21 protein-coding genes are annotated in these 22,154 nt (G+C 72.8%); 9 read left to right on the plus strand and 12 right to left on the minus strand.

The annotated features are described in order from the left end of the window. Positions 1-23: 23 nt before the first annotated feature. The 5 genes from dhaK to ACWG52_RS33195 form a co-directional block, all read right to left on the minus strand. Complete coding sequence (dhaK, locus tag ACWG52_RS33175; RefSeq protein ID WP_386021558.1) at positions 24-1,028, minus strand: dihydroxyacetone kinase subunit DhaK; 1,005 nt, start codon at positions 1,026-1,028, stop codon at positions 24-26. Positions 1,029-1,462: 434 nt separating this feature from the next. Further along, a complete protein-coding gene (locus ACWG52_RS33180) occupies positions 1,463-1,867 on the minus strand; it encodes a hypothetical protein (protein WP_389807056.1) in 405 nt (134 codons plus the stop codon). A gap of 280 nt (positions 1,868-2,147) precedes the next feature. Beyond that, complete coding sequence (thpR, locus tag ACWG52_RS33185) at positions 2,148-2,732, minus strand: RNA 2',3'-cyclic phosphodiesterase (protein ID WP_389807055.1); 585 nt, start codon at positions 2,730-2,732, stop codon at positions 2,148-2,150. Between the two features lie 86 nt (positions 2,733-2,818). Beyond that, positions 2,819-4,201, minus strand: a complete 1,383-nt coding sequence (locus tag ACWG52_RS33190) for an MFS transporter (RefSeq protein WP_390136190.1) — start codon at positions 4,199-4,201, stop codon at positions 2,819-2,821. 104 nt (positions 4,202-4,305) lie between these two features. Beyond that, positions 4,306-5,184, minus strand: coding sequence for a LysR family transcriptional regulator (locus ACWG52_RS33195; protein ID WP_389807053.1), 879 nt, complete (start codon positions 5,182-5,184; stop codon positions 4,306-4,308). Between the two features lie 79 nt (positions 5,185-5,263). On the opposite strand from ACWG52_RS33195, the gene ACWG52_RS33200 reads away from it, so the two are divergent. After that, positions 5,264-6,250, plus strand: a complete 987-nt coding sequence (locus tag ACWG52_RS33200; RefSeq protein WP_389807052.1) for an EamA family transporter — start codon at positions 5,264-5,266, stop codon at positions 6,248-6,250. Here ACWG52_RS33200 and ACWG52_RS33205 read toward each other — a convergent pair. From ACWG52_RS33205 to ACWG52_RS33215, 3 genes are all read right to left on the minus strand, one after another. Beyond that, entirely contained in the window at positions 6,175-6,588 is a 414-nt protein-coding gene (locus ACWG52_RS33205; RefSeq protein ID WP_453126746.1) for an ArsR/SmtB family transcription factor, read from the minus strand. The genes ACWG52_RS33200 and ACWG52_RS33205 overlap by 76 nt on opposite strands. Positions 6,589-6,711: 123 nt before the next feature. Further along, a complete protein-coding gene (locus ACWG52_RS33210) occupies positions 6,712-7,548 on the minus strand; it encodes a CbtA family protein (RefSeq protein WP_078908903.1) in 837 nt (278 codons plus the stop codon). Positions 7,549-7,560: 12 nt separating this feature from the next. After that, positions 7,561-7,791, minus strand: coding sequence for a CbtB domain-containing protein (locus ACWG52_RS33215; protein WP_030730185.1), 231 nt, complete (start codon positions 7,789-7,791; stop codon positions 7,561-7,563). A 367-nt stretch (positions 7,792-8,158) separates the two neighbouring features. Here ACWG52_RS33215 and ACWG52_RS33220 point away from each other — a divergent pair, with 367 nt between their 5' ends. From ACWG52_RS33220 to ACWG52_RS33230, 3 genes are all read left to right on the plus strand, one after another. Then, positions 8,159-9,379 (plus strand): MFS transporter, encoded by a 1,221-nt coding sequence (locus ACWG52_RS33220; protein ID WP_453126749.1) that lies wholly within the window; start codon positions 8,159-8,161, stop codon positions 9,377-9,379. A 147-nt stretch (positions 9,380-9,526) separates the two neighbouring features. Continuing rightward, entirely contained in the window at positions 9,527-10,162 is a 636-nt protein-coding gene (locus tag ACWG52_RS33225; RefSeq protein WP_389807049.1) for an alpha-ketoglutarate-dependent dioxygenase AlkB, read from the plus strand. 59 nt (positions 10,163-10,221) lie between these two features. Continuing rightward, complete coding sequence (locus ACWG52_RS33230; RefSeq protein ID WP_390136202.1) at positions 10,222-10,593, plus strand: VOC family protein; 372 nt, start codon at positions 10,222-10,224, stop codon at positions 10,591-10,593. Between the two features lie 27 nt (positions 10,594-10,620). Here the strand turns inward: ACWG52_RS33230 and ACWG52_RS33235 are convergent, their stop codons facing one another. Next, the gene (locus ACWG52_RS33235) at positions 10,621-10,917 is read right to left on the minus strand and encodes a DUF1232 domain-containing protein (protein WP_389807047.1); all 297 of its coding nucleotides are present in this window, start codon (positions 10,915-10,917) and stop codon (positions 10,621-10,623) included. A gap of 7 nt (positions 10,918-10,924) precedes the next feature. Then, the gene (locus ACWG52_RS33240; RefSeq protein WP_390136204.1) at positions 10,925-11,437 is read right to left on the minus strand and encodes a MarR family winged helix-turn-helix transcriptional regulator; all 513 of its coding nucleotides are present in this window, start codon (positions 11,435-11,437) and stop codon (positions 10,925-10,927) included. A 123-nt stretch (positions 11,438-11,560) separates the two neighbouring features. Here ACWG52_RS33240 and ACWG52_RS33245 point away from each other — a divergent pair, with 123 nt between their 5' ends. The 3 genes from ACWG52_RS33245 to ACWG52_RS33255 all read left to right on the plus strand — a co-directional run bounded on the left by ACWG52_RS33245 (position 11,561) and on the right by ACWG52_RS33255 (position 16,704). Next, positions 11,561-12,124 carry a DoxX family membrane protein gene (locus ACWG52_RS33245; protein ID WP_389807045.1) on the plus strand — a complete coding sequence of 188 codons (564 nt, stop codon included), beginning with the start codon at positions 11,561-11,563 and terminating at the stop codon, positions 12,122-12,124. 175 nt (positions 12,125-12,299) lie between these two features. Then, entirely contained in the window at positions 12,300-14,855 is a 2,556-nt protein-coding gene (locus tag ACWG52_RS33250; protein ID WP_453126753.1) for a discoidin domain-containing protein, read from the plus strand. A 64-nt stretch (positions 14,856-14,919) separates the two neighbouring features. Continuing rightward, positions 14,920-16,704 (plus strand): glycoside hydrolase family 15 protein, encoded by a 1,785-nt coding sequence (locus ACWG52_RS33255; RefSeq protein WP_390136209.1) that lies wholly within the window; start codon positions 14,920-14,922, stop codon positions 16,702-16,704. Positions 16,705-16,717: 13 nt separating this feature from the next. On the opposite strand, the gene ACWG52_RS33260 is transcribed toward ACWG52_RS33255, so the two are convergent. Beyond that, positions 16,718-18,979 (minus strand): SpoIIE family protein phosphatase, encoded by a 2,262-nt coding sequence (locus ACWG52_RS33260; protein ID WP_453129093.1) that lies wholly within the window; start codon positions 18,977-18,979, stop codon positions 16,718-16,720. 187 nt (positions 18,980-19,166) lie between these two features. Here ACWG52_RS33260 and ACWG52_RS33265 point away from each other — a divergent pair, with 187 nt between their 5' ends. After that, complete coding sequence (locus ACWG52_RS33265; RefSeq protein ID WP_389807042.1) at positions 19,167-19,904, plus strand: class I SAM-dependent methyltransferase; 738 nt, start codon at positions 19,167-19,169, stop codon at positions 19,902-19,904. Between the two features lie 24 nt (positions 19,905-19,928). Here ACWG52_RS33265 and ACWG52_RS33270 read toward each other — a convergent pair whose 3' ends face one another. After that, the gene (locus ACWG52_RS33270) at positions 19,929-20,864 is read right to left on the minus strand and encodes an alpha/beta hydrolase fold domain-containing protein (RefSeq protein ID WP_389807041.1); all 936 of its coding nucleotides are present in this window, start codon (positions 20,862-20,864) and stop codon (positions 19,929-19,931) included. A 211-nt stretch (positions 20,865-21,075) separates the two neighbouring features. Between ACWG52_RS33270 and tdh the strand changes: the two genes are divergently transcribed. Continuing rightward, a complete protein-coding gene (gene tdh, locus ACWG52_RS33275) occupies positions 21,076-22,104 on the plus strand; it encodes an L-threonine 3-dehydrogenase (RefSeq protein ID WP_389807040.1) in 1,029 nt (342 codons plus the stop codon). Positions 22,105-22,154 lie beyond the last annotated feature (50 nt).

The raw sequence follows: 22,154 nt of genomic DNA on the forward strand, positions 1-22,154 counted from the left end.
CCGGTCCCACCGCCACCATACGTTCACAGGCCCCAACGCAGGGCCGCCGTGCGGACGGGCGCGTCCCACAGCCGCAACAGTTCCTCGTCGGCCCGGCACAGCGTCACCGAACACCCCGCCATGTCCAGCGAGGTGACGTAGTTTCCGACGAGCGCCCGAGCCACCGGCACACCGCGCTCGGCCAGCACCCGTACCACCTCCGCGTGGAAGCCGTACAGCTCCAGCAGCGGGGTCGCCCCCATCCCGTTGACGAGGGCCAGCACCGGACCGTCGGCCGGCCCGATCTGCGCGAGCTCCTCCAGTACGGCGCCCACGGCGACCTCGGCGATCTCGCGCGCCGACATCATCGGGCGCCGCTCCCGGCCCGGTTCGCCGTGGATGCCGATGCCCAACTCCAGCTCCCCGTCCGGCAGGTCGAAGGTCGGGCTGCCCTTCGCGGGCGTGGTGCACGCGCTCAGCGCCACCCCGAAACTCCGCGAGCAGGCGTCGACCCGTCGGGCGAGCGCGGCCACCCGGTCCAGCGGCGCTCCTTCCTCGGCGGCCGCCCCGGCGATCTTCTCGACGAAGAGGGTGGCCCCGGTGCCGCGGCGCCCGGCGGTGAACAGGCTGTCGGTCACCGCGACGTCGTCGTCGACCAGCACGCGCTCGATCCGCAGGCCGTCCTCCTCGGCGAGTTCGGCGGCCATCTCGAAGTTCAGCACGTCCCCGGTGTAGTTCTTGACGACGAACAGCACGCCCTGGCCGGAGTCCACGGCCGCGGCCGCCCGCACCATCTGGTCGGGCACCGGCGAGGTGAACACCTCTCCGGGACACGCGGCCGACAGCATCCCGTGCCCCACGAACCCGGCGTGGAGCGGTTCGTGCCCGGAACCGCCCCCGGACACCACCCCGACCCGCCCGCCGGCCTTCGCGTCCCGCCGTACGACGACCCGCCGCTCCACGTCGACGTCCAGTTCGGGATGGGCGGCCGCCATCCCCCGTAGGGCGTCGGCGACCACGGTCTGCGGACTGTTGATCAGCATCCTCATGCGTATCTCCCGGCGAGGTCAACGGGTGACTCTCTGAGCAGTGTTTCTGCAGGTCGGACTGGATGTTCTCGGCTATCGATCGTGGCGGTCCTCGGTGCCTGCACGCGTTTCGGCGGTACTGATGCCGACCTCTGGCCGACCCCTTGCCGACTTCGGTGACGCCCGGTCAGGCACCATGCCGACTGAGCGCCGCTCACTGAGACGGTAGGGGAGCCCGCCCCGCAGTGACAGACAGACGGGGGTCCCGGGCGTGGCACAGGGCTCGGGCGGAGCTGCCGGCGACAGGCGGAATCCCTGCCCCACAGGTTGACCGTCCATCCATGCGCGGTGCGCCACCACCCACGCGCGAGGCGGACGTAGGCCCGCCACAGCGGAACCCCGAGGACCTACCGCGTGCGGAGGCTCAGGTCCTCCGCGATGACCGGTCTGCTGGTCTACTGCCGGACGAAGGGCTCGCTACCCTCCGGGGCATAGGCCAGGTCCAGCTGTGCCTGACCTTGATCCGTGGAGTACAGGAAGAACAGGTCGCACGTCGGGCCACCGGCGACGGCCGTCAACGTGACCTCCGTAGCCGGCCCGACGGAGTCCAGGTGCCAGGGTCGCCAGGTGCCGGTGAACTTCGTGTCGGCCGACCACGCCCCCTTGTGACACACGCTGGGAGGCAGGCTCACCTCTCCGAGCGCACCGTCCTTGAGGAACTGGATCGTGCCCAGGGCCGGCGACTTCCAGGACCCGACGACCTGCCGCGCCCTGTCCTCGTCCGTCTGCACGGTGCAGGACACCGCCAGCGGGAGGACGGCCACCAGCGAGCCGATCAGGAAACGGACGCCACTCCTCATCCGACATCTCCCTTCTGGAGCGGGTTACTCGAAGTCACTGGGTCGGGCATGGTTCCCACTTGTCATGTAGTTCTTCGCCTCCAACAGCAGAAGGTCGGGTCAGGCGGTCGAGCCGAACCAGGGCAAGTTGGTCAGCATCCTCATGCCACTCCGTCCGGTCTTTCGGCGGGTGTTCGGCTCGGGCGGACCACCGACGGGCCCGGGGGCGGTCCGTCCGTCGCCACGAGACGCGGCCGGGCGGCACCCGGGGAGGAGGCCGTGGCGTGAAGGGGCGCCGGCGTCAGCCGTCGCCCTCGAAGGGCCAGGACCGGATGTCGCGGTAGTGGATGGGGCCGGGACCGCGGCCGGTGTTGCTTCCGACGAGGTGGAGGCGACGGGTCTCCCACGGGCGGCCGATGAAGCCGTCGAGCCCGTCGGCGGCCTCCACCGCGCTGGTGGTGTCGTGGCGGCGGGAGCGTGCCAGCGTCAGATGCGGGCGCAGCGGCCGGCCGTGGAAGGGGATGCCGCAGTCGGTGACCGCGGCGCGCACGTCGGCGGCGAGGAGGTGCAGTCCGTCGAGGTCCCCGTCGATCCCCGTCCACAGGACCCGCTCGTCGAAGTGCCCGCCGCCGCGCAGCGCGAGCCGCAGCGGCCGCCGGGCCCCGGCGAGCCGGGCGAGCGGCGGTCGCAGGAGGTCGACGGCGGTGACCGGGAGCTCGCCGAGGAAGGCCAGGGTGATGTGCCAGTCCTCGATACGGTTCCAGCGCATGCGCGGGTACGCGGCGTAGGTCGGCTCCAGCCGCTTCTCCAGCTCTTCCTTCGCCTCGTCGGGCGGGGCCAGCGCTATGAACACGCGGACGGTCGCCGCCTGGGTGTTTTCACTCACGAGGGTCTTCGTATCCTGTCGGGGCACCTTCCGTCATCTTTGCTCCGAGGGTCCCCACCACCCCCGTGCACACCGGGCGGTGGGGCTCATGCGGAAGGGCGCCGCGCGGGACGCCGGCGGCCAGGCGTTCTCGTGGGCCAGCGGTGGTGGTGCCGGTCGATGACGTAGTGGTGCCCGTGTCGCCAACCGCCCGTGGCGGGGCGGGCATCGGCGAGGTGCGGGTGACCGGGTGGCAGGTCCGGATGTACGTGGTCCAGCCGGTCCGGGTCCCGGGCGGGCCAGAGCGCCGCCGCGGCCGTGGTGGCGCACAGGCAGACGGCGGCCAGGACCAGGACGGTGAGGGGCAGCCCCGCCCCCGCGGCGAGCCAGCCGGCCAGCGGGTAGGTGAGCAGCCAGCAGCCGTGGGAGAGGGAGAAGCGGGCGGCGAACGCGGCGGGTAGGTCCGCGCCGGCGGTGGAGCGGCGGATCACCCGGCCCCCCGGAGTCAGGACGGCCGAGCAGGCGGCGCCGATCGTGGCCCAGACGGCCAGGAGCGCGGGCCAGGACCACGCGCGCGGTTCGGTCGCGGTGAGCGCGGCCCCGGCCGCCAGGGCCGGCGGGAGGGCGAAGGCGGCGCGGAGCATCACGGCACGGTCGGTGGAGCGTCGCAGGAGGCGGGGCAGGAGCAGCGCGGTCACCATGGAGCCGGCGCCGTACGCCCCGAGGGCGAGCGGGACCGCGCCGGCCGGGCGGTCGAGGTGGCCGCGTACCAGGGAGACGGTGTCGACGAGGACGACGGCTCCGGCGGCGGCGACCGCGAGGTCGAGCGCGAGCAGGGCCCGCAGCCGGGGCGTGGCCCCGAAGAGGCGGATGCCGAAGAGGGCCTCGGCGCGGACACCGCCGGTGCGCTCGATCGGGGCGGGTCCGGGCAGGGCCGTGGCGACGATGAGCGCGGCGGAGGCGAGGAATCCGACGGTCGTGCCGGCGAACAGCCAGTCGTACGAGACCAGGGTGAGCAGTGCCGTGGCCAGGACCGGACTGAAGAGGCTCTCCAGGTCGTAGGCGAGCCGACTCATCGACAGGGCCCGGGTGTAGTCGCGTTCGGCCGGCAGGATCTCGGGGAGGGTGGCCTGGAAGGTGGGGGTGAACGCCGCCGACGCCGCCTGGAGCAGAAAGATCAGGACGTGGATCTGCCAGATCTCGGTGACGAACGGAAGGGCCGCCGCGGCACCGGCGCGGATCAGGTCCATGGCCGTCATCAGGACGCGTCGCGGGACCCGGTCGGCGATCGCGCCGATCACCGGGGCGATGGTGACGTAGGCGATCATCTTGATCGCGAAGGCGGTGCCGAGGACCGCCGAGGCGTCCTCGCCCGCGAGCCGGTACGCGAGCAGGCTCAGCGCGACGGTGGCGAGGCCGGTCCCGACCAGGGCGACGACCTGGGCGGTGAACAGGCGGCGGTAGGCGCTGTTGCGCAGTACGGACAGCACGGTCCCCGTCCCGGTCGGCGGATCGATGGCGGCACGTCCACTCCAGCGTAATCAACATGTGCGTACCTGTGCACCTGTTCTGCGCCGTCCGGTCCGGACACGCCCTAGGTGCGGACGTGGCCGTCGAGGGCGGCGAGGAAGGCCGTCGCCGCGGGGGTGCGGCCGGTGCGGCTCCAGACGACGTACTCGACGCGGGCCGGCGCGTCGGTCACCTCGACGGTCACCACACCGGCGAGCCGGGGCGCGTAGGCGGAGGGGAGCATGGCCACGGCGAGGCCCGGTCCCACGAGTCGGGCGATGTAGTCGGCGCTCGTCACCTCGAAGGCGACGTCACGGGTGAGACCGGCGGCCGAGAACGCCAGGTCGGACTGGATCCGTCCGGCCGTTCCCGTCGGCAGGTCCACGAACACCTCGCGGGAGAGCCCGCGTAGGTCGACCGTCGCTTCGCCCGCGAGCGGATGGTCCGGCGCGACCACGGCGACGAGCCGGTCCCGGGCCAGTTCGCGGACGCCGACACCCTGGGGGTGGGCGGTGGTCGGCAACCCGAGGAAGGCCACGTCGAGGACCCCTTCCCGGACCTGCTCGACCAGATCCTCGCTCGCACCCACCCGGAGGCTGACGCGCACGTGCGGGTACCGTCCGCGGAAGTCGCGCAGCGCCTCCGGGATGTCGACCGCGGCGACGGTCGGGATCAGCCCGACGGCGAGCCGACCGCGTACCTCCCCGACGGCCGCCGCGACCTCGGCGGCCGCCCGCGCGGCGGCCTCCAGACATTGGCGGGCGGCCGGGAGGAACGCCTCACCGGCCGGTGTCAGCCGCACCCGGCGGCTGGTGCGCTCGAAGAGCCGTGCGCCGAGTTCCCGCTCCAGGCGCGCGATCTGGTGGCTCAGGGCGGACTGCACGACCAGGCACCGTTCGGCGGCCCGGGTGAAGCTGTTCGTCTCGGCGACGGCGAGGACGTAGCGCATCTGCTGGAGCTCCATCGATCCATCGTGGATCACGATCAATGAGCTGACAAACATGTGTTGGACTCATCGATCGGGCCCGATGAGACTCCGAGTCATGACAAGTCCAGCCGCACGGGCGGCCCGTGGGAACCTGCCGCGCACCCTCCTGACCGCGCTCGCCCCCTTGACCTGGGGCACGGTCTACATCGTCACCACCGAGCTGCTGCCGCCCGGACACCCGCTCTTCGCGGGCCTGCTCCGGGCATTACCCGCCGGCCTGATCGCCCTGGCGTTCACCCGGACACCGCCCCGGGGAGCCTGGTGGGGGAGGGTCGCGGTGCTCGGCACGCTGAACATCGGCCTGTTGTTCCCGCTGCTCTTCATCGCGGCCGAACGCCTGCCCGGAGGCGTGGCCGCCACGCTGACGGCGGCCATGCCGCTGATGGTCACCCTGCTGGCCGTGACCGTCCTCGGCGAGAGCCTCTCCGCCCGGCGCCTGACCTGGGGCGTGATCGGCGTCGTGGGCATCGGCCTGGTGGTGATCGGCCCGGCGGCGGCGCTCGACGGGGTGGGCCTCGCGGCGGGCCTGGCCGCCGCGGCCACCCTGGCGCTGGGGGTGACGCTCACCAAACGCTGGGGGCGTCCCGCCGGCATGGGCCCCACCGCCTTCGCCGGGTGGCAGCTCACGGCCGGGGGCCTGTTCCTGCTCCCCGTCACCTTCCTCGCCGAAGGCCCGCCGCCCGCGATCGGCCAGGCCGCGGCCCTCGGCTACCTGTGGCTCTCCCTGGTCTGCGGACTGGCCACCTTCGTCCTGTGGTTCCAGGGCATCGGCCTGCTCCCCGTCACCTCTGCCGCGCTGCTCGGGCTGCTCTCACCGTTGGTCGCCGCGCTGCTCGGGGCCGTCCTGCTCGGCCAGACACTCGGCCCGGTCCAATGCGTGGGCTTCGGGCTCGCGCTCGCCGCGATCGTCGCGGGACAGCTCCCGGCACCCGGCCGTCCGGCCGGCGGCTCCGGCCGGCGCGCCGGTCAGTCGTGCGGCGGGAGGGAACCGAGCTGGTGGTCGGCGACGTTCAGAGCCTCGTCCACCAGCCGCCGCAGATGACCGTGCCCCAGCGCGTAGACGACCCGGCGGCCGTCCTTGCGGGTGGTGACCAGCCCCGCCAGGCGGAGCTTGGCGAGGTGCTGGCTGACGGACGGTCGGGCGGCCCCGCAGGCTTCGGTGAGGGTGGTGACATCGGCCTCGCCCCGGCCGAGGCGTTCCATGAGCGCCAGGCGGGTGCGATCGGCCAGCAGGGCCAGCACGGACGCGGCGGCCTCCAGCCGGTCGCCCCGCTCGGGTGTGACCCGGGTGCCTGACGCGTCCGGCGCGTCCGGCGCGTCCGGCGTGGCCCCCGCCGGTTGCGCACCGTGTGCACCTGCGAGTTGTCTGCCTGCGCTCATGTGCCCATCGTAGGGCGGCCGACGCACGTGGCGGGCGCCCGGGCGCCCGGACGCGCATGTGCCCGGGCCCCGCCGTCCCCGGAGGGGGTCGGCGGGGCCCGGGCATCGGCGCCACGGTCGGCGTCAGCCGAGCGCGGGAGCCTCCTGCTGAGCCGGAGCCGTCGCTTCCGTGCCCTCGGCGCGCGCGGCCAGGAGCCGCTGGGCGAGGACTCCGAAGACGATGGCGAACACCGCCCACAGGACGAGTTGGACGGCCAGCGAGGCGACCCGGAACTCCCACAGCAGGGCCGCGGGGAAACCGGGCTGGACGGCGTCGCTGTTGTCCGGCAGGACGGCGAACGCCAGGGCGGTGGCGACGATGAAGCCGCCCGCCGCGGCCAGCGTCGCGTTCCAGTTGCCCAGGCGCGGTGCCAGCCGCCGCCCGAGGATGATCGCGCCGACACCGAGCAGCACGCTCAGCAGGATCATCAGGAAGAACAGCGTGGTGCGCTGCCCGATCGTGTCCGGGTTGCCGACCGCCGGCGGGGTCGCCGGGTACTTGAGGAACGGCACCAGGTAGACCAGGGCGAACGCGCCCGCCCCGGTGAGAGCGGCCGTGGCCCGCGGGCTGAACCCGCCGACGCGGCCGAGGGCGAACGAGAACGCGAGCGAGGCGATGCCGCCGAGCGCGACCCCGTAGACCAGAACACCGGTCGCCAGGCCGAAGGTCGACTGAACCGGTCGGCTGACCAACTCTTCCTCCTCCTCCGCGGCCTCGCCCGACGCGGCGTCACCACCGTGCCCGGCGTGCGCGCTCGGGGCACCCGCGGCGTCCTTGGCGGCCTGGGCCTCTTCCACGGCGATCGAACCCCGTACCGGCGGTTCACCGACCACGTAGGCGACCGCGAAGGCGAACAGCCCGGCGATCAGGCCCGCGAGCATGCCGCGGACCAGTAGTCCTCTGACAGTGGAGGCGTACATGTGCGTGGCCTCTCAGTGGCAGGGGAAGCCGAGCAGATGACGACCGTCGTGCACCCACTCGTGCACGCCTTCACCGGCGAACACGGCCGTGGCGCCCTGTTCGGCGCCGACGAAGTACAGGGCGACGAGCATCAGGAGACCGACGAAGAGTGCCCAGGGCAGCACCGCGCGCACAGGCAGCGGAGCCGACAGGGAGCCGGCGGCGGGGGTGGATATGGCAGCGGAAGCGATTGCCTCGGCCATGATGGAACCTCCTCGGGGAACAACGCGTCCCATACGGTGGTGCAGGACGACGGTCCTCGGGTCTGACTCGCCGCGTCGCCATCGTGGAGATGCCGCCGCAGCACACAGTGGCGCGACCATGCCGGATTCACACCGGACTTCCGTCTCGCCGTCGTCGCTATGTGGAAATGTCGCCGTGACGCTACCGTGCGCAGCGCCTGCGGCCAAGACCGTGAGTCCCTGATCACACGCCTACGCTGCGGTAATACGCTTTCGGTGCGGCTCGCGGGACCCGACGTGTCCGTCAACTGGGCTGGTACGCCTGCTAGAATGAACCCGTCGGCCTTCGGTTCGCGTGCCCCCGTGCAGGTGTCCGGAGGCTTTTTTCATGCCTTCACACCCTTCACACCCTTCCGTCGGACCCGGCGCACCCCCGACCACCGCCACCATCGGCTACCGCTCCCTGCTCCGCGACCGGGAGTTCGGCGGCCTCTACCTCAGCTTCACCCTCACCGTCACCGCAAGCACTTTGTCCGGCTTCGCGCTCGGCACCCTCGTCAACCACCGGACCGGTTCCCCGTTCCTGACGGCCGTGAGCATGTACGGTGCCACCTTCGCGACGGTGCTCGGCGCGCTGACGCTGATGTCGGTGGCGGACGGGAAGCGGCCCCGCCGGACGCTCCTCCTGCTCCAACTCGTCTCGCTGGCGGGCATCGCCGCCCAGTCCGTCCCGGGGCTTCCGCTCGCGGCCCGGTTCGCGCTGCTGCTGACGCTGGGCTTCTTCCAGTCCCTGGGCACCGGCACCCGGCTGGGGCTGCTCGCCGAGGTCGTCCCCGGCTCCGCGTACGCGCCCGCCCGTTCGCTGATGAACGTCACCGCCGGCGGTACGGTGATCATCGGCTACGCCGTCGGCGCCGTGCTGCTGCGGTACCTGAGCCCGTACGGACTCTTCGCCGTCGCCGCGGCCCTGACCGCCCTCGGGACGGCGGTGGTGGCCGCCACCGTCCGGGAGCACTCGATCCGGCTCACCGGCCGACCCGGCCTGCGCCGGACCTGGACGACGAACGCCGAGCTGTTCGCCCACCCCGGCCGGCGGATGCTGCTGCTGAACCTGTGGGTCCCGAACGGCCTGATCGTCGGCTGCGAGGCGCTGTTCCTCTCCTACGACCCGGGCGGGGCGGGCACCCTCCTCGCCGCCGCGTCGGCGGGCATGCTCCTCGGGGACCTGATCGTCGGCCGCCTGCTCGACGCCGAACGCCGCCGCCGGCTCGCCTTCGCACTGCGGCTGCTGCTCGCCGCCCCCTTCCTGCTGTTCGCCGTCCACCCGCCGATCCTGGTCGCGGCCGTCGCGGTGGGCCTCGCCGGCGTCGGGTTCGCGGCCACCCTGCCCCTCCAGGAGCAGCTCCTCGAACAGACCCCGGACGCCGTCCGCGGCCAGGTCCAAGGAGTCGAGTCGGCCGGCCGGATGACCTGGCAGGGCATCGGCGCCGCGCTCGCCGGAGGCCTGGCCCAGTGCCTCACCCCGGGGCCTGCGATCGCCGTCGCCGCCGGGCTCTCGCTGGCCGTCACGCTGCTCTGCCGGCCGCGCACGACCGCCGCGACCACCTAGTACCGGAACTCGTGGGCCTCGTAGCCCTCCAGTCCCGCCGTGACGAGGCCGGGCGACTCCTCGGCGGACCAGCCCGCCGGGGTCAGGGCGGGGGCACACCGCTCGCATATTCGCGCATCTGTTCGGTTTCAGGGTTAGGCTGGGGGCATGCACGCAGTCCAGGGCCTTCAGGGCTCCCTCTTCGACCAGGGCGACGAGATCCGGCTCGGCCCGCTCGACGGGATGCGGCGCACCGAGCTCGGCGCCGGCGCCTGGGTCGACCACCTGCCCGGCTGGCTCGGCGGCGCCGACGCGCTCTACGAGCGGCTGGCCGCCGACGTGCCCTGGCAGGCCGAGCGGCGGCAGATGTACGAGCGGGAGGTGGAGGTGCCCCGGCTGCTCGCCTTCTACGCCGCGGACCGGGCCCTGCCCCACCCCTCGCTCACCGACGCCCGTGAGGTGCTCACCCGTCACTACGCCGACGAGCTCGGCGAGCCCTTCACCACCGCCGGCCTGTGCCTGTACCGCGACGGCCGCGACAGCGTCGCCTGGCACGGGGACCGGACCGGCCGGTCCTCGGTCGAGGACACGATGGTGGCCATCGTCTCGGTCGGCGACCCGCGCGATCTCGCGTTCCGGCCCCGGGGTGGCGGGCCCACCCTGCTGCGGCTGCCCCTGGGTCACGGCGACCTCGTCGTCATGGGGGGCTCCTGCCAGCGGAGCATGGAGCACGCCGTACCCAAGTCGACGCGGGCCGTCGGTCCCCGCATCAGCATCCAGTTCCGACCCCGCGGCGTCCGCTGACCCTCCGCGGCGGACGTCGCGGGTTGCGGCCCCGCCGTGGGGCGGGAAGGCTGGGGCGCATGGATCTCGGCGCCTTCTCCGTGAGTCTGACCGTGCGCGACCTCGACGCCTCCCGCGCGTTCTACGAGAAGCTCGGATTCGCCGCCTTCGGCGGGAATCCCGAGCAGGGCCGGCTGATCCTCAAGAACGGCGACGTCGTGATCGGGCTGTTCGTGGGCATGTTCGAGAAGAACATGCTGACCTTCAATCCGGGCTGGGACAGCAACGCGAGCGCCCTCGACTCGTTCACCGACATCCGCGAGACGCAGCGGCGGCTGAAGGCGCGGGGCGTGGAGTTCCTGACGGAGGTGGACGGGTCGGGCTCCGGTCCGGGCAGCTTCCTCGTCGTCGACCCGGACGGGAATCCGGTCCTCTTCGACCAGCACGTCTGATCCCCGAGAGGGACGGACCGGGCCGGCTCAGGCGGGGGCGCCGGGCTCCTTCGAGGAGCGGGCGGCTCCGGCCGCCGCGTGCAGCGCGCGCAGTGCCACCAGCAGGATCCCGATGTCGTCCAGGTACACCGGATCGGGGATCAGGTCCACCGGCGAGATGGTGTAGACGACCGCGACCCAGAACAGAGCCTTGTCCTGCAGCGGGATCCCCGCGTCGACCAGCAGCCGCCGGGCCGCGAAGACTCGTGTGAGCAGCACGGCGGCGAGGATCGCGACCCCCACCGCGAGGAGTGTGCCCAGGGCGAGCCAGACCTTTCCGTCCATGGCGGCCCTATACCCCGATATCGGGCCGCGATACCTCGGAGGCGGTCGCAGTCGTTCCGGTGGCCTCTCCGCGCAGCCGGCGACCGACCTCGCCCAGCCCGTCGGCGAGCGCGTCGAGCTGCTCGGTGGTGAGGACGTCGACGAGGATCTCCCGGACCGTCGCCACGTGCCCGGGGGCCGCCTCCTCCAGCTTGGCGCTGCCGGCGTCCGTGAGGACGGCGAAGACGCCGCGCACGTCGGAGGGACAGCTGCGGCGGCGGACCAGACCGGCCTTCTCCATCTGGGTGACCTGGTAGGTCAGCCCGCTCTTGGAGTTGATCAAGCCGTTGGCGAGCTCGGTCATCCGCAGTTCGCGCCCGGGCGCGGCGGCGAGCCGTACCAGGATCTCGTACTGGGGGTGGGAGAGGCCCGCCTCGTCCTTGAGCTGTTGGTCGAGGCGGCGGTTCACCAGGGCCGACGCGGCGAGGAAGCCGCTCCAGGCGCGCATCTCGCGGTCGTCCAGCCATCTCGGTTCAGCCATGGCTCCAGACTACACAGGTTGTTCCAATTTGAATCAATGGTTAGGGTCAGGGTCCAGCGGTTCGAATTTGAACAACTCCTCCTGCCTCCCCACCGGGCCGCCCGACCGGAAGGACCCCCCCCGATGACCAGCCCCTCCGTCACCTCGACGAAGCCGCAGGCCGCCGCACCGGCCGTACGTCCCGCACTCGCCGCCCTCTCCACCCCCGGCCACGACACCGGCCTGCTCCTACTGCGCCTGGTCCTCGGTCTGACCATGGCGGCGCACGGCGCGCAGAAGCTCTTCGGCTGGTTCGGGGGCGGCGGCATCAGCGGCACCGGTCAGTTCTTCACCGCCAGTGGCTACCCTGCGGGTGACGCCATGGCGGTCCTCGCCGGCCTCACGGAGACCCTCGGCGGGCTCGGCCTCGCCCTCGGACTGCTCACCCCGCTCGCCGGAGCCGCGATCGTCGGCACCCTCATCAACGCGATCGCCGTCCACGGCGCCGGCTCCTTCTTCGCCCCGAAGGGCATCGAGTACGAGCTGCTGCTGACGGCCGGCGCAGCGGCCCTCGCCCTCACCGGCCCCGGCCGCTACGCCGTCGACCGCTTCCTGCCCGTCCTGCGCGGCCACCGCCTCGCCCACGGCGCCCTCGCCGTCGCCCTCGGCGTGGTCCTCGCCGTCGCGATGCTCCTCGTACGCGACTGAGGGGTCGCCAGACCGCCGCGATCGTCGACGCCGCGTGGGCCGCAGTGGCCCGCCCGGCATCGACGCATTTCGCCCGGTCAGACAGTTTTGCGCCAACTCTCTTTGATCTCAGGCGAGTTGCTGCTGTGCTCACCTATGTTCTACGGGGCACATCGGTTCGCCCCAGGAGGTCAGATTGCAGAACAGGCGCTTCCTCGCCCTTCACCGCGCGATACGCCGTTCCCACCTGCTCATCGCCCTCGGCCTCGGCTCGCTGCTGATCGGTCTGACCCCGTTGTTCGTGGTCACGAGTACGGCAGCGGCCGGTCGCGCCCCGGCACCCCGTCCGGCGCCCGTGCCCTTCGACCAGCAGACGGCGAAACAGTCGCCGCACCACGGCATCGTCCCCGCGAACGCGATGGAGCCGACGGCCCCGGTCCTCGACCGGGCCGGATGGACCGCCACGGCGAGCGACGAGGAGACCGGCGCCGAGAACGGCCGCGCGGCCAACGTCCTCGACGGGAACACCGCCACCCTCTGGCACAGCAAGTGGGCTCCCACCCCCACCCCGCTGCCCCACGTCATCACCGTCGACATGCACCGCACCGAGGTCGTCTCCGCCCTCGTCTACCGTCCCCGCACCAACGGGCCCAACGGGCGCGTCGGCGAGTACAGCATCAGCCTCAGTGCCGACGGACTGGGCTGGGGGACCCCCGTCGCCACCGGCACGCTCGCGGACGACGCGAGCACCAAGACCCTCGGATTCGCCCCCCAGGGCGCCCGGTTCGTCCGGCTGACCGCGCTCAGCGAGGCGGGCGGCCGCGGACCCTGGTCCTCCGCCGCCGAGATCGACCTGCTGGGCGACCCCGGCACCCCGGCGGCCACCATCGACCTCTCCCGCGCCGGATGGACGGCCACGGCGAGCGACGAGGAGACCGGCAGCGAGAACGGCCGCGCGGCCAACGTCCTGGACGGCAAGGACGACACGCTCTGGCACAGCAAGTGGGCTCCCACCCCCACCCCGCTGCCGCACAGCATCACCATCGACATGCACCGCACGGAACTGGTCTCCGCCCTCGTCTACCATCCCCGCTCCAACGGTTCCAACGGGCGCGTCGGCGCGTACTCCATCGCCACCAGCACCGACGGCGTCACCTTCGCCGCACCGGTGGCCACGGGCACCTGGCGCGACGACGACACCGTCAAGACCGCCACCTTCACCCGCGCCGCGTCCGCCCGCTTCGTCCGGCTGACCGCGACCGGTGAGGCCGGCGGCCGTGGACCGTGGACCTCCGCCGGCGAGATCCGCCTGAGCGGACCGTCCAGCCCGGCCGTCCACGGTTCCTGGGGCCGCATCACCGGCTTCCCGCTCGTCCCGGTGGCCACCGCGGCCCTGCCCGGCGACAAGCTGCTGGCCTGGTCCGCGTACGCCGTCGACCGCTTCGGCGGCAGCAACGGCTACACGCAGACCGCGATCCTGGACCTGAAGACGGGCAAGATCACCCAGCGGCGCATCGACAACACCGGACACGACATGTTCTGTCCCGGCATCGCCATGCTCGCCGACGGCCGGGTCCTGGTCACCGGCGGCAGCAACGCGGAGAAGGCGAGCATCTACGACCCCGCCACCGACGCCTGGTCCGCCACCACGAGCATGAACATCGCCCGCGGCTACCAGGCCATGACCCTGCTCTCCACCGGCGAGGCGTTCGTCCTCGGCGGCTCCTGGAGCGGATCCACGGGCACCGACAAGGCCGGTGAGGTCTGGTCCCCGGACACCCGCACCTGGCGCACCCTCCCCGGAGTGCCCGCCGCCCCGGCACTGACGGCCGACCCGGCCGGACCCTACCGCGCCGACAACCACATGTGGCTGCACGCCACTTCGGGCGGCAAGGTACTGCAACTGGGCCCGAGCAAGCAGATGAACTGGATCTCCACCAGCGGGCAGGGCGGCATCACCCCCGCCGGCACCCGGGCCGACAGTGCGGACGCCATGACCGGCAACGCCGTCGCCTACGACGTCGGCAAACTGCTCACCCTGGGCGGCTCACCCGCCTACCAGGACAGCCCCGCCACCCGGCGCGCCTACACCGTGGGCATCTCGGGCAACCAGGTCCAGGCCGCCCGCACGGGAGACATGGAGCACGCCCGCGCCTTCAGCAACAGCGTGGTCCTGCCCGACGGCAAGGTGGCCGTCTTCGGCGGTCAGGCCCATCCGGTGCCGTTCAGCGACGCCACCTCCGTCCTGACCCCCGAGCTGTGGGACCCGGCCACCGGCACCTTCACCCCGCTCGCCACCATGGCCGTGCCGCGCAACTACCACAGCGTGGCCAACCTGCTGCCCGACGGACGGATCTTCTCCGGCGGCGGCGGTCTGTGCGGCGACTGCGCGACCAACCACCCCGACGGGGCGATCTTCACCCCGCCGTACCTGCTCAACGCGGACGGAACCCCGAAGCCGCGCCCCGCCATCACCGCCGGCGTACCCCCCAGGGCCGCTCCCGGCGCCTCGCTCACGGTGAGCACCCAGGGCCCGGTGGCGTCCTTCGTCCTCATGCGGGCCGCCGCCGCGACCCACTCCACCGACAACGACCAACGCCGGGTACCCGTGGTGTCCACCGCCGCGGGAGGGGGCGCGTACCACGTGTCCGTGCCCGCCGACACCGGTGTGGTCCTGCCGGGCACCTACATGCTCTTCGCCCTTGACGCCCAGGGCGTACCGAGCATCGGCCAGTTCGTCACGATCTCCTGATGCCATGAGAGGTGTCCGGGGCCTGAGCTGATTGGCCCCGGACATTCAGGGGAATAGCGCACAAATGACACAACCCATCGAAGACTACGCACTCATCGGCGACCTGATGACCAGCGCACTGGTCGGCCGCGACGGGTCCATCGACTGGCTGTGCCTGCCGCGCTTCGACTCGGCGGCCTGTTTCGCCAAGCTCCTCGGCGAGGAGGAGAACGGCCACTGGCGCATCGCGCCCCTCGACGCCGCCGTCGGCGAGCCCTGCACCCGCCGCGCCTACGTCGACGGCTCGCTGATCCTGGAGTCGTACTGGGAGACCGAGACCGGGACCGTCAAGGTCACCGACTTCATGCCCCAGCGCGAGATCGCCCCCGACGTCATCCGCATCGTCGAGGGCATCAGCGGCACGGTCCGGATGCGCAGCACCCTGCGCCTGCGCTTCGACTACGGCCACGTCGTGCCCTGGGTACGCCGCAGCGACGGCGATCGGGTCGCGGTCGCCGGACCCGACTCCGCCTGGTTCCGCAGCGAACCCCCGGTCCGCACCTGGGGCGAGGCGAACAGCACCTGCTCACAGTTCCCGGTCACCGCCGGCCGGCGCGTCGCCTTCGTCCTGACCTGGCACCCCTCGCACCGGCCGCGCCCCGAGCCCTGCGACCCCTTCGACGCTCTCGACCAGAGCCTCGCCGACTGGCGGGAGTGGACCTCGCAATGCCGCTACGAGGGCCCGTACCAGGAGGCGGTCACCCGCTCCCTGATCACCCTCAAGGCCCTCACCTACGCACCGACCGGCGGCATCGCCGCCGCGGCCACCACCTCCCTTCCCGAGGAACTCGGCGGCGTCCGCAACTGGGACTACCGCTACTGCTGGCTCCGGGACTCCACCCTCACCCTCGGCTCGCTGCTGTCCACCGGCTTCCTCGACGAGGCCCGCGCCTGGCGCGAGTGGCTGCTGCGCGCCGTCGCCGGCGACCCCGCCGACCTCCAGATCATGTACGGCATCGCCGGCGAGCGACGGATCCCCGAGAGCGAACTGCCCTGGCTGCGCGGCTACGCCTCCTCCGCCCCGGTCCGGGTCGGGAACGCCGCCGTCGACCAGCTCCAGTTGGACGTGTACGGCGAGGTCATCGACTCCCTCCACCTCGCCCGAACGGCCGGGCTGCCCGCCGAACGGCACGCCTGGCGGATCCAGCTCGCGCTGCTCGACTTCCTCGAACGCAACTGGCGGCGGCCCGACGAGGGCCTGTGGGAGGTCCGGGGCCCCCGCCGCCACTTCGTGCACTCCAAGGTGATGGCGTGGGTGGCGGCCGACCGGGCCGTCCGCACCCTGGAGAGCGACCCCTCCCTGGACGGCGAGGTGGAACGCTGGCGGGCCATGCGCGACGAGGTGCACGCCGACGTGTGCGACCGGGGCTACGACCCCGTGCGCGGCACCTTCACCCAGTACTACGGCTCCGAGGAGCTCGACGCGGCGACCCTGCTCATCCCCAGGGTCGGATTCCTGCCGCCCGACGACCCCCGCGTCATCGGCACGGTCGACGCGGTACGCGCCGAGCTCGGCAGCAGCGGACTGGTCCGCCGCTACAGCACCGCCGGCTCCACGGTCGACGGACTGCCGGGTGACGAAGGAGCCTTCCTGGCCTGCTCGTTCTGGCTGACCGACGCCCTGCACATGACGGGCCGCAGGGAGGAGGCCCGCGCCCTGTTCGAGCGGCTGCTGGCCGTACGCAACGACGTCGGCCTGCTCGCGGAGGAGTACGACCCCCTGGCCGGACGCCAACTCGGCAACTTCCCGCAGGCGTTCAGCCACGTCGGCCTGGTGAACAGCGCGCTCACCCTGGCGAGCCCGGACTGAACCGCCCGACCTCCTACGGATCCCCGCCGGTACGGGAGGCCAGCAACAGGGCGATGTCGTCCGGCCGATCGGCGGTGTTGCCCGCCTCGCTGATCAGCCGGTCGGCGGTCTCGGTCAACGGGGACGGCCGGGCCGCCTCCAGCGCCGTCCGCAGCCGCTCCACCCCGACGTCTATGTCGAGCCCCGGCTTCTCCACCAGCCCGTCCGTGTACAGGGCGAGGATCGAGCCCGTCGTCAGCCGCAGCTCCGTGACCGGGTACGAGGCCTCCGGATCGATGCCGAGCACCACCCCGCCCGCCAGGTCCAGCACCTCGGTCCGGCCGTCCGGGTGGCGCAGCAACGGCTGGGGGTGCCCGGCCCGCGCCGCCATGACGGAGCCGGACGCCGGGTCGAGCAGCATGTAGCAGCAGCTCGCGAACTGGCCCGGATCCAGGTCGATGAGCAGCTGGTTGGTACCGCTCACCACCTGCTCCGGGGTGCTCCCGCTGAGGGCGAAGGCCCGTACCGCGCTGCGCAGCTGGCCCATGGTCGCCGCGGCCGCCACACCGTGGCCCTGGACGTCCCCGATGACCAGGGCCAACAGGCCCGCGCCCGTCTCGACGACGTCGTACCAGTCGCCGCCGACCTCCATGCCCTGGGTGCCGGGGAGGTAGCGGCCGACGGTGTCCACGTGCTCGCGCACCGGCAGCCGGTGCGGCAGCAGGGCCGACTGCAGACCGCGGGCGAGCGCCACCTCGCTGTCGTAGCGCCGGGCCCGCGCGAGTGCCTGCGCGATCAGACCGGCCAGCGCCGTCAGCACCGTGCGCTCCTCCGGGCTGAAGCCGCGGGGCGAGTCGAAGCCGAGGATGCACGAGCCGACGGGACGCCCTGAGGCGATCAGCGGCAGGAAGGCGCGGGCGCCGACATCGGCGTCCAGCGGAATCCCCGGATAGGCGGCGGCCAGGTGCTGCATCGACTCGAAGAACATCGGCCGGCCCGTGGTCAGCGTCTCCACGCCCGGCAGCCGGACGTCGAGGGAGACCCCGTCGAACCGGTTGAGGAAGCCCTGCGGGAAGCCGGTCTCCCAGGCCAGGTACAGATGCCGCTCGTCCAGCAGGTAGATCGCCAGCTGGCGGCCGCCGAAGGCCGGCAGCAGCTCCTCGGTCACCACCGCCGACACCTGCCGGGCCGTGACCGCCTCCGTCAGCGCGATGGCGAGAGCCACCGGCCGGTACAGGGCCGAGGCCTCGTCGGCGGACACGTCGAGGTCCGCGTACCCGTCCACGTCCACATCCATGTCCACATCCATGTCCACGTCGGTGTCGGCGTCGGTGTCGGCGCGGGCGTGGGCGTGGGTGTGAGCGCCGGTGTCCGGGTCCTGACGGATCCGTGACGCGGGCGCGTAGGCAGGTTTCACGGAGGTGCCCAGGGTCAGGGTCACCCCGTCGGCCGCGGGATACAGGTCCACCGACAGCCACTGCCCGGGCGGGTGCCGGCCGCGTCGGGCGGGGAAGTGCACCGGCTCGCCGGACATGAAACCGGCCCGGAAGTGGTCCTCGTAGGCGGGATGCCCGAGCCACGGCAGTGCCTCCCACAGCAGCCGCCCCCGCAGATGCGGCCCGTCGACGCCGAGCAGCGCCTCCGCCGCGGTGTTCACGTAGCCGATCCGGCCCTCCCGGTCCAGGGACAGGACCGCCTGCGCGAGCCGGTCCGCGGCCTTGCGGGCCCCCTCGGCCCCGGCCTCGGGCGGTGGCGCCGGTACCCCCATCGGGTCGCCCTCCCACAGAACCCGCCCCCCGGCCGCCGCGAGGGCGGTGAGGTCGGCGGCCAGCTGCTCCGCGGCCCGCCGCAGCCGTTCGCGGTCCGCGGTCCCGACCGGGATCCCCGGGGTCGCCTCGCGCAGCACCACCAGCACCCCGAACCGTTCCGTCCCGGCGGTCACCGGCTCGTACAGCGAGGCGAAGGTGAACGGCAGCCCGGCCATCAGCTGCGGGAAGCGGCTCATCGCCGACTCCGCGTCGGGCAGGAGCACGGCCTGCCCGGAACGGTAGGCCTCGGCGACCGGGTAGGGGCGGTTCACCTGCATCCGCCACCAGGGCCGGAACAGCTGCAGCGGCAGCCCCGTGAACACGGCCAGCAGGAGCAGCCCGGTCGTGGGCGAGCGCAGGTAGATCCCGGCCGCGTACCCGCCGACGGCCTCCAGTGCACGCGTGGCGGCCCGCACGAGCACCTGGGTCGTCGCATCGGGGGCATCGCCGGTGTCAGGCGCGGCGCCGAGGCTGTCCGCTCTGGCCATCACACAGCCAGGATGCGCCCTCGGCGGCGGCCGCTGCATCCCGGCCGGTCGCGGCCGTGCCCCGGCCGATAGGCCGACCGCTTCCCTCGTCCGGGGGACGCACGGGTGTGCGGGCCACCCCTCGCGGGACGGCGCGGGGCACGATACCCAGGCGTCCCACCCCCGGCAGGCCCCCGGAAGGCAGAGCATGCGGTTCCAGTACGACACCATCGGCGAGCGCTACGCGGAGTCCACGAGCACGGCGGCCTTCTCCGCGGCCGACACCTACACCCTGCACGGAGCCCTCGACGCCCTCGGCGGGGTGCGCGGGCTCGACGCCCTCGACCTGGCCTGCGGATACGGATACAACACCCGGCTGCTGGCCCGAGGCGGGGCCCGGCGGACCGTCGGCGTCGACGTCTCGGAGGAGATGATCCGACAGGCCCGCGCGCACGAGGCGACCAAGGACCGGCCGGACGTCGAGTACCACGTCGCCGACGCCGCCGGCCTGCCCCACCTCGGCCCCTTCGACCTCGCGACCGCCGCCTACGTCTTCAGCTACGCGCCCGACCGCAGATCCCTGCACGCGATGTTCCGGTCCGTCCGCGCCAACCTGCGGGCGGGCGGGCGGCTGCTGGCCATCGTCCCCAACGCGGGGGCGTTCCCGCGCGTGGACTGGTCGCCGTACGGGGTGCGCATCCTCGACCGGGTCCCGGACGGCGACGCGCCGCTGCTCAAGGCGCATTTCCTGACCCAGCCCCCGGTGCCCTTCGAATTCCGTGAATGGGCCCACGCCGACCTCGCCGAGGCCGCCGTCGAGGCGGGCTTCGTCACCGTCGGCTGGCAGCCGAACCGGACCCCGCCCGCCGACGCCGTACGCGACGAGGCGTACTGGACGGCGTACCGTGCCTGGCCGATCAGCTCACTGATGACCTGCACGGCGTAGGGGGCGGCCGTCACCGAACCGCCGTCACGATCCGCCGTGCCCGCCGTGCTCTCGGAGCTGCGCCGTCGACCTGATCAGCTCGACGATCCGCTCGCGCGCCGCCCGCCCTTCCGGGACGGGCAGCAGCGGGTACCCGTGCGGCAGCCCCGCCGCTTCGTGGAACTCCACCTCGGCCCCCTCCGCGCGGGCCCTGCGGAGCAGCTCCCGGCTGTCCGTGGTCAGCACGTCCCGGGTCCCGGTGAACACCGTCATCGGCGCCAGCCCGGTGAAACCGCCGTGCAGCGGGCTCACCCGGGGGTCGTCGGCGGCCAGGGTCCCGGCGTACAACCGACCGGCCTCCAGCAGCCCCGGGCGGGCCAGCAGCGGATCGGCCGCCTCCAGGGCCGCCTGGTCCGGATGGCTCATGGTCACGTCCAGCCAGGGCGAGATCAGCACGATCCGGGACGGCTGGTCCCCGGTGCGGTCGCGGAGCCGCTGCGCGGCCGCCAGCGCCAGCCCGGCCCCGGCCGAGTCCCCGATCAGCACCGTCCCGGCGGGGCCGCCGCTCGCGATCAGACCGCTCAGCAGGTCGGCCGCGATCGGGACGGTCCGGTCGGCCGTGCCGCGCGGAGCGAGGATGTACGCCGGTACGACGACCCGCGCCCGCGCCTGCGTGACCAGGGTCCGGATCAGCGCCCAGTGCGGGCGGACCAGCTCGTGGATGTACCCGCCGCCGTGCACGTACAGCACGTGCGCCGCGGGCTCCGTCCCGAGCGGGGAGACGTCGTACACCGGCCAGGCTCCGACGAAGGTCCGCGAGATGTCGGCGACCCGACCCAGCCAACGCGGCGGCAGATGGGAGGCGGGCCTGCGGGCGGACTCCGCCACCCTGGTCCGGACGGCCTCCGCGCTCGCGTACCGTCTTCGCCGTCCCGCCGCGATCAGCGCCGCCGACAGCGCTCTGCTGCGCAGACTCGGCACGCCCCTCACCTCCCCTTTTCCCCACGCCGTCGCCGGCGCGAGCCCCTTCCCCGTCACGGGAGGAGCATAGGCGTGAAGCTGTGCTGTCGACCCGCTTAAGAAAGTCTCGATGGACTGATCACCGCGCCGATCGGCAGATTGGTGCACGTCACCACCGCCGTTCGGGCCCATCCGCCCGCGGCGTACCCTTCCGCATGCCTGGAGCCACCCCATGAAGGCACTCGTCAAGCACAAGGCAGAACCCGGCCTGTGGCTCATGGACGTCCCCGAGCCCGAGTACGGCCCCGGCGACGTGCTGATCAAGGTGCTGCGCACCGGTATCTGCGGAACCGACCTCCACATCCGTGCCTGGGACGGCTGGGCGCAGGGCGCGGTCAAGACCCCCCTCGTCCTCGGCCACGAGTTCGTCGGCGAGGTCGCGGCGCTCGGCGCGGACGTCCAGGACATCGAGGTCGGCGCGCTGGTCAGCGGCGAGGGCCACCTGGTGTGCGGCAAGTGCCGCAACTGTCTGGCCGGCCGCCGCCACCTGTGCCGCAGCACGATCGGCCTCGGGGTCGGCCGCGACGGCGCCTTCGCCGAGTACGTGGTCCTGCCCGCCCAGAACGTGTGGGTGCACCGCACCGCCGTGGACCTGGACGTCGCCGCGATCTTCGACCCCTTCGGCAACGCCGTGCACACGGCGCTGTCCTTCCCGCTGGTCGGCGAGGACGTCCTGATCACCGGCGCCGGCCCGATCGGCATCATGGCGGCGGCCGTGGCCCGGCACGCCGGCGCGCGCAACGTGGTGATCACCGACGTCAGCCCCGAGCGCCTGGAGATCGCCCGCAAGGCGGGCGCCACGCTCGCCGTCAACGTCGCCGAGTCCTCGATCGCCGAGGCGCAGGCCACGCTCGGCCTGCGCGAGGGCTTCGACATCGGCCTGGAGATGTCCGGGCGCGCCGAGGCCATGCGCGACATGATCGACAACATGACGCACGGCGGCCGGATCGCCATGCTGGGCCTGCCCGCCCAGGAGTTCCCGGTGGACTGGGCGAAGGTGGTCACCTCGATGATCACGATCAAGGGCATCTACGGTCGTGAGATGTTCGAGACCTGGTACGCGATGACCGTGCTGCTGGAGGGCGGGCTCGACCTCAGCCCGGTCATCACCGGCCGCTACTCGCACCGTGACTTCGAGGCCGCCTTCGACGAGGCGTCGACCGCCCGCAGCGGCAAGATCATCCTGGACTGGACGGCGTAACCGACCGCCACGCCGGTCGGCGCGGCCTTCGCCGTACCGGCCGCCGTACC

This window comes from Streptomyces sp. CLCI03, assembly GCF_053615355.1.

Bases quoted from the DNA above. Each gene is read 5' to 3' on its own strand.
- ACWG52_RS33180 (WP_389807056.1), bottom strand. From the start codon at position 1,867: ATGAGGAGTGGCGTCCGTTTCCTGATCGGCTCGCTGGTGGCCGTCCTC.
- ACWG52_RS33245 (WP_389807045.1), top strand. From the start codon at position 11,561: ATGACCAGCCCCTCCGTCACCTCGACGAAGCCGCAGGCCGCCGCACCG.
- ACWG52_RS33230 (WP_390136202.1), top strand. From the start codon at position 10,222: ATGGATCTCGGCGCCTTCTCCGTGAGTCTGACCGTGCGCGACCTCGAC.
- ACWG52_RS33195 (WP_389807053.1), bottom strand. From the start codon at position 5,184: ATGGAGCTCCAGCAGATGCGCTACGTCCTCGCCGTCGCCGAGACGAAC.
- ACWG52_RS33235 (WP_389807047.1), bottom strand. From the start codon at position 10,917: ATGGACGGAAAGGTCTGGCTCGCCCTGGGCACACTCCTCGCGGTGGGG.
- ACWG52_RS33225 (WP_389807049.1), top strand. From the start codon at position 9,527: ATGCACGCAGTCCAGGGCCTTCAGGGCTCCCTCTTCGACCAGGGCGAC.
- ACWG52_RS33220 (WP_453126749.1), top strand. From the start codon at position 8,159: ATGCCTTCACACCCTTCACACCCTTCCGTCGGACCCGGCGCACCCCCG.
- dhaK (WP_386021558.1), bottom strand. From the start codon at position 1,028: ATGAGGATGCTGATCAACAGTCCGCAGACCGTGGTCGCCGACGCCCTA.
- tdh (WP_389807040.1), top strand. From the start codon at position 21,076: ATGAAGGCACTCGTCAAGCACAAGGCAGAACCCGGCCTGTGGCTCATG.
- ACWG52_RS33260 (WP_453129093.1), bottom strand. From the start codon at position 18,979: ATGGCCAGAGCGGACAGCCTCGGCGCCGCGCCTGACACCGGCGATGCC.
- ACWG52_RS33215 (WP_030730185.1), bottom strand. From the start codon at position 7,791: ATGGCCGAGGCAATCGCTTCCGCTGCCATATCCACCCCCGCCGCCGGC.
- ACWG52_RS33210 (WP_078908903.1), bottom strand. From the start codon at position 7,548: ATGTACGCCTCCACTGTCAGAGGACTACTGGTCCGCGGCATGCTCGCG.
- ACWG52_RS33205 (WP_453126746.1), bottom strand. From the start codon at position 6,588: ATGAGCGCAGGCAGACAACTCGCAGGTGCACACGGTGCGCAACCGGCG.
- ACWG52_RS33265 (WP_389807042.1), top strand. From the start codon at position 19,167: ATGCGGTTCCAGTACGACACCATCGGCGAGCGCTACGCGGAGTCCACG.
- ACWG52_RS33255 (WP_390136209.1), top strand. From the start codon at position 14,920: ATGACACAACCCATCGAAGACTACGCACTCATCGGCGACCTGATGACC.
- ACWG52_RS33240 (WP_390136204.1), bottom strand. From the start codon at position 11,437: ATGGCTGAACCGAGATGGCTGGACGACCGCGAGATGCGCGCCTGGAGC.
- ACWG52_RS33200 (WP_389807052.1), top strand. From the start codon at position 5,264: ATGACAAGTCCAGCCGCACGGGCGGCCCGTGGGAACCTGCCGCGCACC.